The sequence below is a fragment of the Paenibacillus sp. DMB20 genome (assembly GCF_000987955.1).
GTDB lineage: Bacteria > Bacillota > Bacilli > Paenibacillales > Paenibacillaceae > Paenibacillus_AQ.
Genome location: NZ_LAZU01000055.1, coordinates 30,186 through 42,865, shown reverse-complemented (window position 1 = coordinate 42,865; position 12,680 = coordinate 30,186). Strand labels below are relative to the sequence as shown.

The 12,680-nt window shown below is 50.4% G+C and carries 10 protein-coding genes and 1 riboswitch; of the genes, 3 read left to right on the top strand and 7 right to left on the bottom strand.

Translation table 11 applies throughout. The features are described from left to right. Window positions 1–27: 27 nt before the first annotated feature. Window positions 28–1,308, top strand: a complete 1,281-nt coding sequence (aceA, locus tag XI25_RS30345) for an isocitrate lyase (RefSeq protein ID WP_046681554.1) — start codon at window positions 28–30, stop codon at window positions 1,306–1,308. A gap of 92 nt (window positions 1,309–1,400) precedes the next feature. Here the strand turns inward: aceA and XI25_RS30340 are convergent, their stop codons facing one another. Further along, window positions 1,401–1,727 carry an MTH1187 family thiamine-binding protein gene (locus XI25_RS30340; RefSeq protein ID WP_046681553.1) on the bottom strand — a complete coding sequence of 109 codons (327 nt, stop codon included), beginning with the start codon at window positions 1,725–1,727 and terminating at the stop codon, window positions 1,401–1,403. A gap of 298 nt (window positions 1,728–2,025) precedes the next feature. Next, window positions 2,026–2,258: riboswitch (cobalamin riboswitch) on the top strand. Window positions 2,259–2,457: 199 nt separating this feature from the next. Here XI25_RS30340 and XI25_RS30335 point away from each other — a divergent pair. Both XI25_RS30335 and XI25_RS30330 read left to right on the top strand, forming a co-directional pair. Continuing rightward, window positions 2,458–4,791: a ribonucleoside-diphosphate reductase subunit alpha gene (locus tag XI25_RS30335; protein ID WP_046681580.1), complete on the top strand. Its 2,334-nt coding sequence runs from the start codon at window positions 2,458–2,460 to the stop codon at window positions 4,789–4,791. A 641-nt stretch (window positions 4,792–5,432) separates the two neighbouring features. After that, window positions 5,433–6,464 carry a ribonucleotide-diphosphate reductase subunit beta gene (locus tag XI25_RS30330; RefSeq protein ID WP_046681552.1) on the top strand — a complete coding sequence of 344 codons (1,032 nt, stop codon included), beginning with the start codon at window positions 5,433–5,435 and terminating at the stop codon, window positions 6,462–6,464. A 112-nt stretch (window positions 6,465–6,576) separates the two neighbouring features. Here the strand turns inward: XI25_RS30330 and XI25_RS30325 are convergent, their stop codons facing one another. The 6 genes from XI25_RS30325 to XI25_RS30305 all read right to left on the bottom strand — a co-directional run bounded on the left by XI25_RS30325 (window position 6,577) and on the right by XI25_RS30305 (window position 12,402). Further along, complete coding sequence (locus XI25_RS30325) at window positions 6,577–7,692, bottom strand: glycosyltransferase family 2 protein (RefSeq protein ID WP_268794590.1); 1,116 nt, start codon at window positions 7,690–7,692, stop codon at window positions 6,577–6,579. 477 nt (window positions 7,693–8,169) lie between these two features. After that, the gene (locus tag XI25_RS30320; protein WP_046681551.1) at window positions 8,170–9,156 is read right to left on the bottom strand and encodes a GNAT family N-acetyltransferase; all 987 of its coding nucleotides are present in this window, start codon (window positions 9,154–9,156) and stop codon (window positions 8,170–8,172) included. Window positions 9,157–9,279: 123 nt separating this feature from the next. Then, entirely contained in the window at window positions 9,280–9,414 is a 135-nt protein-coding gene (locus XI25_RS35995) for a hypothetical protein (protein WP_268794589.1), read from the bottom strand. A 142-nt stretch (window positions 9,415–9,556) separates the two neighbouring features. Continuing rightward, window positions 9,557–10,345: a DUF817 domain-containing protein gene (locus tag XI25_RS30315; RefSeq protein ID WP_046681550.1), complete on the bottom strand. Its 789-nt coding sequence runs from the start codon at window positions 10,343–10,345 to the stop codon at window positions 9,557–9,559. Window positions 10,346–10,436: 91 nt separating this feature from the next. After that, entirely contained in the window at window positions 10,437–11,933 is a 1,497-nt protein-coding gene (locus tag XI25_RS30310; RefSeq protein ID WP_442950447.1) for an MDR family MFS transporter, read from the bottom strand. Window positions 11,934–11,952: 19 nt separating this feature from the next. After that, complete coding sequence (locus XI25_RS30305) at window positions 11,953–12,402, bottom strand: MarR family winged helix-turn-helix transcriptional regulator (RefSeq protein WP_235440515.1); 450 nt, start codon at window positions 12,400–12,402, stop codon at window positions 11,953–11,955. Window positions 12,403–12,680: the final 278 nt, after the last annotated feature.

Sequence of the window (12,680 nt, the reverse complement as noted above, 5' to 3'; positions counted from 1 at the left end):
AATTAATTTTAATGGGGGGAACGTGAAATGAACAGTCAAAGAATCAAGGCTTTAAAAGAAAGCTGGACACTCGATAAACGCTGGGAAGGCATTACGCGTTCATATTCGGCAGAGGAAGTTATTCGTTTAAAGGGCTCCATTGACATAGAGTATACTCTCGCCAAACGCGGGGCAGAAAAATTGTGGAACCTGCTTCATAAAGAGGAATATGTTCATGCTTTAGGCGCCTTAACGGGGAATCAGGCAGTACAGCAAGTCAAAGCCGGATTAAAAGCGATTTATTTAAGCGGCTGGCAAGTTGCTGCAGATGCAAACCTCTCAGGAAATATGTATCCTGACCAAAGCCTGTATCCTGCAAATAGTGTTCCTCATGTTGTAAAACGAATAAATCAGGCGCTTCAACGCGCGGATCAAATCCAGCATCTTGAAGAAAAAGGGGAAATCGACTGGTTTGTGCCGATCGTAGCCGATGCGGAGGCAGGTTTTGGGGGCCAATTAAATGTGTTCGAGCTCATGAAATCCATGATCGAATCAGGGGCGGCGGGTGTTCATTTTGAAGATCAATTATCATCCGAGAAAAAATGCGGGCATCTGGGCGGAAAGGTTTTACTGCCGACGCAAACCGCAGTGAAAAATCTCGTCTCGGCACGTTTGGCTGCTGATATCATGGGCACTCCAACCATCATTATTGCCCGTACGGACGCAGATGCTGCCGATTTAATTACAAGCGATGTTGATCCTGCCGATCATGAATTCATAACGGGAGAACGTACCGCAGAAGGATTCTACCGTACCAGAGCCGGCATGGATCAGGCAATTAGCAGAGGCCTCTCCTACGCCCCGTATGCGGACTTGATTTGGTGTGAAACGTCTGAGCCAAACCTTGAGCAAGCGCAGAGGTTTGCTGACGCCATCCATGAGAAATTCCCGGGCAAATTATTAGCGTATAACTGTTCCCCGTCTTTTAACTGGAAAAAGAAGCTTGACGATAAAACGATTGCAAACTTTCAAAAAGAAATTGCGAAAATGGGCTATAAATTCCAATTTGTCACCCTCGCCGGGTTCCATGCCCTTAACCACAGTATGTTTGAGCTCGCACGCGGCTACCGTGACCGCGGAATGGCAGCTTATTCAGAGCTTCAACAGAATGAGTTTTCCAGTGAAGCGCATGGATATACAGCTACAAGGCATCAACGAGAGGTTGGAACAGGCTACTTTGATGAAGTGGCGCAGACGATTTCCGGCGGAACCTCCTCTACTACAGCTTTGAAAGGCTCCACGGAAACGGAGCAGTTTACCCAGGTTTAATCCTCTCTCCCGCAAATTTGATTTATTGCCCAAATTGCAGTTAACGAAAATGGACATATTCACTGATGGGTGAATAGTCCATTTTTTGTGCTTCAATTGGGAGCCATGGCGCATTCTCCGCCCAGCTTTTCCTGCACCGACTGCAGCTTCTGCCTGCTCGATGAAGCCTTGTCGCGCCGGTCGTCGATTTTGACGGAAGTGGATACCCGCTTCGCTCCGGACATGAACGGAGCTTCGTGAAGCGCCGCAATCGCCCGCCACACATGGGCCAAATCGCCTTCAATAATCGTGCTCATGGAGGTCAGCTCGTAGGATATGCCCTCCTGCTGCTGCAGAACTTTTTGCATTTCGGCAACATACGGGCTTAAACTCGTGGTTTCCGTCCCGATCGGAATGACGGTTACTTCTGCGATCGCCATTTTCTTCGCCTCCTCTTTTTTCTAAACATCCACTGAATATCTCCATTTTACCATTTCCCCGCCCAACTCAAAACCTGCCTACCGGTCCTTTTCCCCCTCCGCGGCAAAAGCAATTTCCCATAAAGATTGAATCCATGAATAAACGAACGTATTTCGTCAAAATGTGAGGAATCTCACTCTATCTTGTACGTTTGCGGATTGGCGGTTTTCTCGTCCGTTTGTTATAATTCGATTTGTGCATTTTTTAAGTTTATGGTTTACAAACACAATATATTGGGTTAAATTTAATAAGCACCAACCAAATATAGTGTGTACAGGTGTCTTTCGCTCCGCATGGGCGTTTGACTTAATAGGGAAGCATGGTGCAAATCCATCACGGTCCCGCCACTGTAAAGGGCAGAAAGAGAGCGTTCCTTACGCTGTCTGAATCGAGTCCGGTTAAATGCCACTGAGGATGAAGTCCAACAGGTCCTTGGGAAGGCGCCGGCATCGGGCCCAAGTCAGGAGACCTGCCTGTATGCGTTTTTGACACCTGTCCTACGGGGAATTAGGAAAGTGTTCACGAATTGCGTCTGTACATACCGGATAGGCCGGCGGCAGCCGGCTTAACGCTATCATGCACACTTCGATTCACAGCGCACACGGACATTTTCAAACCTTCCCTAAGGTTTTCCGAAAATGTTTTTTTATGCCTATTTTCATTTTTCCTTTGGAAAGCGAGGAATTATTCATGCCCCAACTCGTAGTTAAACCGAACAACCGCCAGCTAGCTTTTGACGAAATCCGCCTCTCCGTTTATGCGGACCGCATTTTGAAGGAACTGGAGATGCTCGACAAGGAACGCCTTCTCCGCGGCGTTAACTCCAAGCTTCGCGGCGAACAGGTCACCGGCGAGGAAATCAGCAGCGCCTTCACCATGTCCGCCCTGGAGCTGGTATCCAAAGAGGAGCCGAACTGGAAGTTTGCGGCGGCCCGCTCCCTTTTAACCTCCCTCTATAAAAAAGCGGCCAACAACCGCCGTTATAAAGCATACCCTGAAGAGCCTTACGGCGCGCTATACCCGCTCATCAGCGAGCTTGTGCAAAAAGGCATTTACCGCGAAGAGCTGCTGGAATGCTATACCAAGGAGCAAATCGAAGAGCTCGGGGATACGATCGATTACACCCGCGATCTTCTGTTTGATTACATCGGCCTGCTGACGCTCGCTGAACGTTACCTGGCTACCGACTTTGACGGCCGCGTGATGGAGCTCCCGCAGGAGCGTTATATGGTCATCGCCATGTACCTCATGCACCAAGAGCCTGCCGATAAGCGCCTTGATCTGGTAAAAGAAGCCTACTGGGCGATGAGCAACCTGTACATGACCGCAGCAACGCCAACCATGTCCAACGCCGGCAAAAAAGTGGCCGGACAGCTTTCCAGCTGCTTCATCGATACGGTGGACGACTCGCTTGAGGGGATTTTCGACTCCAACACGGACGTGGCCCGTCTCAGCAAAATGGGCGGCGGCATCGGCGTCTACCTCGGCAAGGTGAGAGCCCGCGGCTCCGACATCCGCGGACATAAAAACACCAGCTCCGGCGTCATCCCTTGGATCCGCCAGCTGAACAACACCGCCGTCAGCGTAGACCAGCTCGGTACGCGCAAGGGCGCGATCGCCGTCTACCTCGACGTGTTCCACAAAGACATTCTGGCCTTCCTCGACCTGAAGCTGAACAACGGCGACGAGCGCATGAGAGCGCATGACGTGTTCCACGGCGTATGCCTGCCCGACCTGTTCATGGAAGCCGTTGAAGCCCGAGACGAGTGGAACCTGTTCTGTCCGCACGAAGTGAAGAAGATTATGGGCTGGAAAGACGAAAACGGCCGTCCGCTCGGCCTGGAAGATTTTTATGACGAGAAGAAGGGCGAAGGCAAGTTCCGCGAAAAATATGCCGAGGCCGTTGCCCATCCGCTGCTGCCGCGCATTACGGTGCAGGCGATCGATATCATGAAGCGGATCATGAAATCCCAGCTTGAAACCGGTACGCCTTACATGTTCTACCGCGATACCGTCAACCGTTCGAACCCGAACTCCGCGCACGGCATGATCTACTCTTCCAACCTGTGTACGGAAATTATGCAGAACCAATCGCCGACGGTGGTCGAACAGGAAGAACTGGTGACTAAAGACGGACAGACCCGCATCGTCATCTCGAAAATTCCGGGCGATTTCGTCGTGTGCAACCTGAACTCCATCCACCTTGCCCGCGCGGTACCTGCCGGCGTGCTGGAGCGTCTCGTGCCGATTCAGGTCCGCATGCTGGACAACGTGATCGACATCAATAACATCGAGGTGCTGCAGGCGCAGTACACGAACAGCCAGTACCGCGCGGTAGGACTCGGCACCTTCGGCCTGCATCACCTGTTGGCCTTGGAAGGCATCCGCTGGGAATCCGACGAAGCGGTTGCGTATAACGATAACCTGTATGAACATATCAACTACCTGCTCGTGAAATCGAGCATGGAGCTGGCCAAGGAAAAAGGCCACTATCCGAAGTTCAAAGGCTCCGACTGGGAGAGCGGCGAATACTTCACGTTCCGCGGTTACACCGACGGCGAGCATGAAGGCAAGTACGTATCCACCGAACAGTGGCGCGAGCTGCAGCGCGAAGTGCAGCAAAACGGCGTCCGCAACGCCTGGCTTTTCGCCATCGCGCCGAACGGCTCCACTTCGATCATTGCCGGCTCCACCGCCAGCATCGATCCGCTGTACGAGCTTCTGTCCTATGAGGAGAAAACGACGTACAAAATCGCCAATCCGGCGCCGGACCTGTCCGAAAAAACGATCTGGTATTACAAAACAGCCTTCCTGATCGACCAGAACTGGTCCATCAAGATGGCGGCTGCCCGCCAGCGCCACGTGGACCAGGCGCAAAGCTTCAACCTGTACGTGCGTCCGGACATCCGGGCATCGGAATTCTTGGAGCTGCACCTGCATGCCTGGAGAGCCGGCATCAAGTCTACGTACTATGTACGCAGCCGCGCGCTGACGATTGAGGAATGCGAATCTTGTGCTAGCTAAGTGTTCTCACCCTCCCAAACCCTCCCTTTCCAAGCGTATGCTTTCGGAGAGAGTTTCCCTACGGGAAACTTTCAGGAGGGCCCCATAGGGCAAGCGGATGCTTCCGAAGCGAGTTTTCCTTCGGAACACTTTTACCTCTGGACTCCCGGAACTTCAACCCGCGTAAGGTATTGAGTTTGGCGGAGGAACGAAATTTCGGTGCAGGGAGCGCTTTTCCCCCTTCGGGTACGCTTTAAGTTTGGTGCAAACACTACCAAGTTTCTGCGGCGTTCTATCTGGATTATCATGCGGAGTACTTCTTTAGGGATTCGTCTTAATTTGGAGTAAATTTAATATTAGTTTGATTTGATTTGCTTTCTAAACCTGCCCAGTACGAGATCCTGCATCTTTGAATAACCTAAAGAAAAAACGGCGAAGGGTGAGGGTATCCAATCGGAGGAGTTTACGTCCGCCTTTGGGAGCCCTTTGCAACCTTCATATACATTCAGGCAAAGGGCTGACAAGAAGCGGCCGGATATAGGATACCCGATCCCCCAAGAAGCGGCCGGAGATGGGATACCCGTCCCGAAACCTAACGTTGTCGGACCAAGCTATCGTAACGGAAAGCTTTTTACCAATATCATTGCAAGGAGAGAATGAGCATGCAAATGCAAAAGATTTTTAACACGGAAGCGCCTAACCAATCGACGCGCATTATCGAAGGGGAATGCTCCGGCATTTTGAACTGGAACGACATCCGTATGCCGCACATGTACAAGCTGTACAAAGTGCTGCTCCTGAACCACTGGATCGCGGACGAAATTCCGATGTCCAAGGATGCCGGGCAGTTCCCGCTCCTGGATCCGGAGGAACAGCGCACCTTTAAAATCAACATTTCGCTGCTCGCGGTTCTGGATTCCATGCAGACGATGTTTGTCGGAGACGTCAAACGGTATTTCACCGACTCCTCCCTCGAGGCCATCTCGGCGATAATCGGACAGCAGGAAGTGGTCCACAACCAATCCTATTCCTATGTCCTGTCCTCGATCGTTTCCGAGCAGGAACAGAAGGAAATTTTTGAATACTGGAAGCACGATCCGGTGCTGCTCGACCGCAACCGGTTCATCGCCGACATTTACCAATCGTTCCGCGACAATCCGTCGCCGCAAACCTTCTTCCAATCGATGGTGGCCGACCTGATTCTCGAAGGCATTTTCTTCTACAGCACATTCGCCTTCTTCTACAACCTTGCGCGCGACCAAAAAATGATGGCAACCAGCCAGATGATCTCCTACATCCAGCGTGACGAGAACCAGCACTGCTATTTCTTTGCAGAAGTGTTCAAACAGCTGCTGAAGGACTTCCCTGAGCTGAACACCAAGGAAAACATCGACTATGTTTACCGCACCATCGACCGCGCCGTGGAGCTGGAAACGAACTGGGCCCACTACACGCTGAGCAATGTAAAAGGCATTGACCTGAACGAGCTTTCCGACTACATCAAATACATCGCCAACCGCCGCCTGACCATGATGGGGCTGGACAAAGCTTATCAAGGCGTCGACGTAAACTGCATGCCTTGGATCAAGCCGTTCTCCGACGAAGCCCTGAACGCGACGAAAACGGACTTCTTCGAAGCCAAATCCCGCAACTACGGCAAAGTCGGCGACGACAACGGGTTCGACGATCTGTAAATCAGGCGGACATTAGCCATACTGGACTTAAACATAGAGGGATAACAAAAAGGGAAACTTGGACGTCCAAGTTTCCCTTTTTCAATGCACGCCCACGCTGACGGTTTTTCACTCAAAAACCGCCCTCTTGCATAAATTCCTTGTTATCCATGGAACGGGTGTGCTGCGTATGACTCCAGGTTTTTTCATTTCTTTTGAAAATCGAATAAGCTACAATCGGTATCCAAGTACAGGAGAAAATATACAAATACAAGAACCACCAGACCCGTTTCCATTGATTTTCAAGGAGAAGGCCAATAATAGGCAGTAAGTAAAAAGGGATTAAAACACTCAACCAAATGTATGAATTGTGTACGTATTTTGGCACCCAAAGAGGTAACGGCTCAAACACCGATAGACCAAGTAGAGCTAAACCGCTCAGGGCTAGTACGAATAGGGCAGGCTGAAAAAGATAGATCAGCACATCCAGTGCAATCCATCTGGATCCCTTCGCTTTTACAATCTTATGTATCAGCGGTTTGGCATATCGGAAAGCACAGTAAAAATGTCCCTTCATCCATCGAATTCGTTGTACATACGATTGTTTCATTTTAAGAGGCTTTTCATCATAAATCTTGGCCGTATGCAACCAGGCGACTTTCCTGCCTTTTTCTACAATGTACTTTACAGTAAATTCAAGGTCCTCCGTTAATGATTTCGCTCCCCAGCCCATTTCTTTTAGGATTTCGCCGCTAAAGATCATCCCGGTCCCGCCTAGTTGAGCACTTAAACCGATGTTCTCGCGTGCCGTTTGATAAATCCGACTCGCTGCCCAGTAAGAAAATGCATAACTCTTTGTGATCCAAGTGTCATTTGGGTTTTTGCTGTCAAGATAAGCTTGAATGACTTCATGCCCTTGGTCAATTTTGGAATTGACTTGTTGGAGGAAGTTATGGATTACTAGATTGTCAGCATCAAAGATGGCAACAGCATCATAAACTTTTCCTTCGCCTTCAAGTTTCCACAGTTGATCCAGGAACCATTCAATCCCGTAGCCCTTGCCTATTTGCAATTTATGATTACGCTCCCTGGCAATGGCTCCGAGTTCACGGGAAATCTCTGCTGTTCGATCGGAACAATTGTCGGCAATCACGTAGATATCATACAGGTCTTTAGGATAATGGATATCCTGCAAGTTTCTAATGATATCCCCCACCACTCGTTCCTCATTGTGCGCACATACAACCAAGGCATAACGACGCAAACTTATGAACTGTGCATGCCAATAATGGCTTCAATCATTTGTGAAAACTCAAAAACGTTAGTCCCTCTCTACAGTTCAAAGCTGTTTCTTGGTTTGAGCAAGGGATGCGCCTGAGTGAGCTGGCGTTAGGCCGAACCTCGCGGTGACATCGAGCGCTAACGGACATGACAGCCTCTTAGCATGCCTAGAATTACCATTTCCTGATGTAACGGACATAGGAGACTCTTAACCCGCCAAAACTACCGAAAAACACACAAAAATGGCCTGTAACGTATCCTATGTCCGTTAAGATTGAAGAGAGGTATAAAAACAGGAGGTAACGGACCTGAAGTCCGTTACCTCCCGAGCCCCTACGCTATACGTCATGTACAATAATGAAGTTCAAAAACGTCTCCAACCGCTAATTTTTCCATACTATGGAACGTTATTCAAACTAATTAAAGGCTTGAACTTTGTACTCGATCACTTGGCAGCCCAAACCTCGATCTCTACTTTCAGTGACGGAACCGCCAGGGCAGGCACGTAGGCCATCGTCATCGCAGGCGGCGTGCCGCCATGGAATTCCTCCCAAACTCTATGGAAATAATCCCAGTCCATCGTTTCCACGGCCCAAATATTGATTTTAACAATGCTATCGGACGTTAAAGATTCCTCGTGCAGAACACGCGTGATGTTGTCCAGCGTATTCCGGATTTGCCCGTTCAAATCTTCCGGGATATGACCGTTCACGTCCGTTCCGACTTGCCCGGAAAAGACCAGCAGCTCGGCCCCTGGCGCAATTTTGGTTAAGTGAGTATAGGGACCGATTGGCGGAGCTATACTGTTCGGCTGATGACGGCTTACTTTTTGATCCGCTTCAATCGCTGGAATCGATTGAAGCGCTTGAGCCCCTTGGTCCCCCTCATCCTCGTCCTCCTCGTTTAGGATCGCCAAGGTTTGGTGATCCTTCCACCGCCCGTTGACTTTGACGTTTTTCCTGGCGATGCCCTCTTTGTGAAATCCCGCTTTGAGCAAAACCTTGATGGACCCTATGTTATGAGGCTGAACGCCGGCCTCGATCCGGTGGAGTGCCAGCTCCCGAAAGGCAAACTCCACGACCAGCTTAACCGCTTCGGTCATATAGCCTTTTCCATTGTATTCCTTGTCGAGGAAATAACCGACCCAGCAGCTTTGCAGATTGTACCTCACGACTTCCGTCAGCATCACTTCGCCAATGACCCGGCCCGAGTCCTTAAGAAGAATGACGAACACGTATCCCTTATCATTTTTGCTTAAATCCTCAGCTTCCTTGATTCTGTCCAGCTGGCCTTGAAGCGTAAAAAACGATTCCTCTCTTAACCCCGTGAACTGTTGAAAAAACTCCCTGTTTCTTACCTCTAGCGATAAAAGGGACTCCGCGTCACGTTCCTCAACCGCCTTTACGATAATCCGTTCTCCGATGATTTGCATGCTGATCCTTCTCCTTTTTCACGAAAATATAAAAAACACCACAGACTCCTGTGGTGTTTAGGTCAAAGCCATGTTCCACAGGAAGCGGCCTGTGGTGTTTTAAGCCCACTGTATCCCTTCAGATCAACGAATCCCGAAGGTTATGCCGCCGGTTATGCCATTTTTGGACACACTTCTCCCGCGGACGGCTGAATCAAAGAAAACAGCGGTAGAGTACCCTACGCCTTTAGGCAAAGACCGTTTCGCTCTTTTTTTCATTTCGGGCACTCTCCTTTCGTGATTCGGAATGGTATATATCCATCGATTGCCGAATGTAATGCAAAGTTAGAAGTTCTTCAAAACACTGCTTTGCTGCTTACCTAACAAGATACACAACTCTTCGGCGTTTTTCAAATCGGGGCTAGCAGCTTTTCGCAGGGGGCTCCGCCGTTCTTCCCTGTTTTACGTGCTTCAGCTGGGCGACAATGATGATGCTGATGACCACAAGCAGAAACCAGGAGCTGATCTTCCCGATATGCACCAGGCTCCACGCCTTCTCCTGCCCGGGGTATGTCCAGGCCCCCAGAAAGGTCGATATGTTCTCCGCCACCCAAATGAAAAAACCGATGAGCACGAAAGACAGCGATAGCGGCATGCGATAGGTGTCACCTGCCACGTCGAAATAAACGACCGTTCTCCAGAATACGATGAACAGCAGCGCGGTCAACACCCAGCGGACATCCCACAGAAAGTGATGCGTAAAAAAATTGGCGTAAATTGCCGTGCTCAGCAGCACCGTCATCACCGCAGGCGGCCAGCCGGTAAGCCGCAGATTCAAACGGCGCCAGGCCTGGCAGATGTAACTCGCCACGCTGGCATACATAAAGCCGCTGTACAGCGGGACGCCGCCGATTTTGCTCCACCCTTCCTCCGGGTACGACCAGGAGCCCATGTGAACCTTATACAGCTCCAGCATCAGCCCGATGACGTGAAACACGCAGATTACCTTCAGTTCGTCCATCGTCTCCAGCTTCGCGGCCACCATCCCGGCCTGCGCCAAGAGGCAGATCAGCAATATCAGATCATATCGGTGAATTCCGGGGATTTCCACGATTTTGGTCAAGCCCAGTGCAGCAAAAATAATAACCGGAAAAATGCAGGACAGCGCCTGCTGTATTCCGAACGTCCACAGCTTGCGAAAAAAAGTCATATTTCCTCCTGATATCCGTGTCATATGCTCCAACCTACCACAGCCCCCGTGACATTTAAAGCTTGAAAAAGTTACAGGTTTGTTGACCTTTTTACGGCAAATGAAAAAGGGCACCGCCTTCAAGCGAATGCCCTTGGATATCAAGGCTGAGGATACGCATGATTTCAGGATACGCAGCCGGCCCCCGAGTCTCCCCTTTTTCTTTTTTCCTTAGCAGGAAGGTAAAAGGAACGGCTGCTATCGCAATCACCGTGCCCACCAGGAACACATCGTCAATGCCCATGACGGTAGCCGCAGGCTTGCTCGCAATCCCCTCGGCTCGATAATGGGATGTCCTCAGCACGATCAAGGCGCTGAATATTCCGATGGACAAGGATGCCAGGCCCTGCCGGGCCCAGTTGGTAATCGATGACGCATGACCCGAATACTCGCTCGAAACGGCGCTCATGGCGGCATTGGTCAGCGGCATGTTGCAAAGAGCGATCCCGAGACAGCGAATCAGCTGCAGAACCGCTATGGTATAAACGGAGGTCTTTACCGTAATATGGCTGAATGCGGCCGTAGCGCCGACAATGACGAGTATGCCCGCGATCACCAGCCTGAACGGACCAATCACGTGGTAGAACCGCCCGATCACCGGTGCAGCGGCTGCCATGACGAGCGCCCCGGGAAGCATGATGAGTCCGGTCTCCATCGGGGACAGCTTCAGCACCGTCTGCAGGTAGAGCGGCACGAGAAGCGTTCCCGCATACATCGAAACCGTAACGATACAGTTTAGGATGAGGCTGTACCGGAACCGCGGAAAGCGGAACACCTTCAAATGAAGCAGGGGCGAGCTCGTTTTTAATTCCCAGCCTATAAAGAAAGCAAGCAGCAGGATTCCGATGACGATCAGGAAAATGGTTTTGGGCGATCCCCATCCCCACTCGCTGCCATGACTGAAGGTAAGCAGCAGCAGGGAGCTGCTGATCACGACCGACAAAAAACCTAATACGTCAAACGACTTCTTTTCGCTCAGCTTGTAATAGGGAATGAATTTGGCGACAATCCAGATGGAAAAAAGCCCGATCGGGATATTCAACATAAAAATCGATTTCCAGCCAAAATACTGCACCATCCAGCCCCCGAGCGTCGGTCCGATCACCGGAGCCAGCATGGACGCAAGACTCCAGAGACCCATGGCGTAAGCCTGACGGTCCCGGTCAAATACCTGGTAAATAATCGTCATCGTAATCGGGATGATCATGCCGCCGAAGATGCCTTGAACGATTCGGAACGCGATCAGCGACTGGATGCTCCAGGCCGAAGCGCAAAGCGCCGAAAACAGGACAAACCCGATCAGGGACATCACGAACAGGCGCTTATAACTCAGCTGGTCTCCCATGTACCCTACGATCGGCGCGACGATTCCCGTGGCGAGCAGATACCCTGCCATCAGCCACTGCACCGTGCTGAGATTGGCGCCGAACGTGTCCATCACGACCGGAAAGGTCACATTAATGGTCGTTATGCTTAACACCGCCAGAAAATTGCCGGAAAATATGGCTGCCATGATGAGCCAAAAAGATGATTGATTTTTTACTTCCACAAACGTCATTTCCCTCCTTTTACTCGAACAGCTTCCTGCGCAAAAGTTTCATGAGGATGTACAGCATGTCGGCTTCGTCCTCATCAAGCTGCCCGAAAGACTTCTCGATCAGGGAATCTCCCTCGGCCCGTGCGCCGAGTACCAATTCCCGCCCCTTGTCCGTGTAATGGACATAATGGCTGCGGCCGTCCCGCGGGTTCGGCTTCCGGAAGACCAGCTCCCTCTGCTCCAGCGAATCCACCAGATACGTGATGGTGGCGGCCTTCAACTCCAGGTGCTCCACCAATTGAACCGGCAGGCAGGGGCCCTGCTGGTCAATAAAACTTAAGATGGAGTATTGGTTCAAGGTCAGGTCATGTTTTTTCAAGTGCTTCAAAAAAGAGACCACCCGATGTTTGGTCATCCGATCGGACAAATCCCGGTATACCTCCATCAGCTGATCCACGCGGATATTTTCCCGGTTATCCATGGAACTCACCTCGCTTTTCATTGGTTAGATACAAACAGAAACGCCCCTCCGTCCTTCTCAAAAAAAACGTCATCGACGAATTTTCAATAAAACGGACGGCATAGGAAAACACTAAAAAACCCGACAAAGGCTTGCTTACAGTCATCCGTCCGGGCTCCATCCTACTTCAATATTTCTAACTAAATCCACGCCATCCATTTCCGTAAGACTGCCGAATAAACCTGATATTATCATATTTTAATTCGAATCATTAAAATTGTAAATGTTTTTTATCGAAA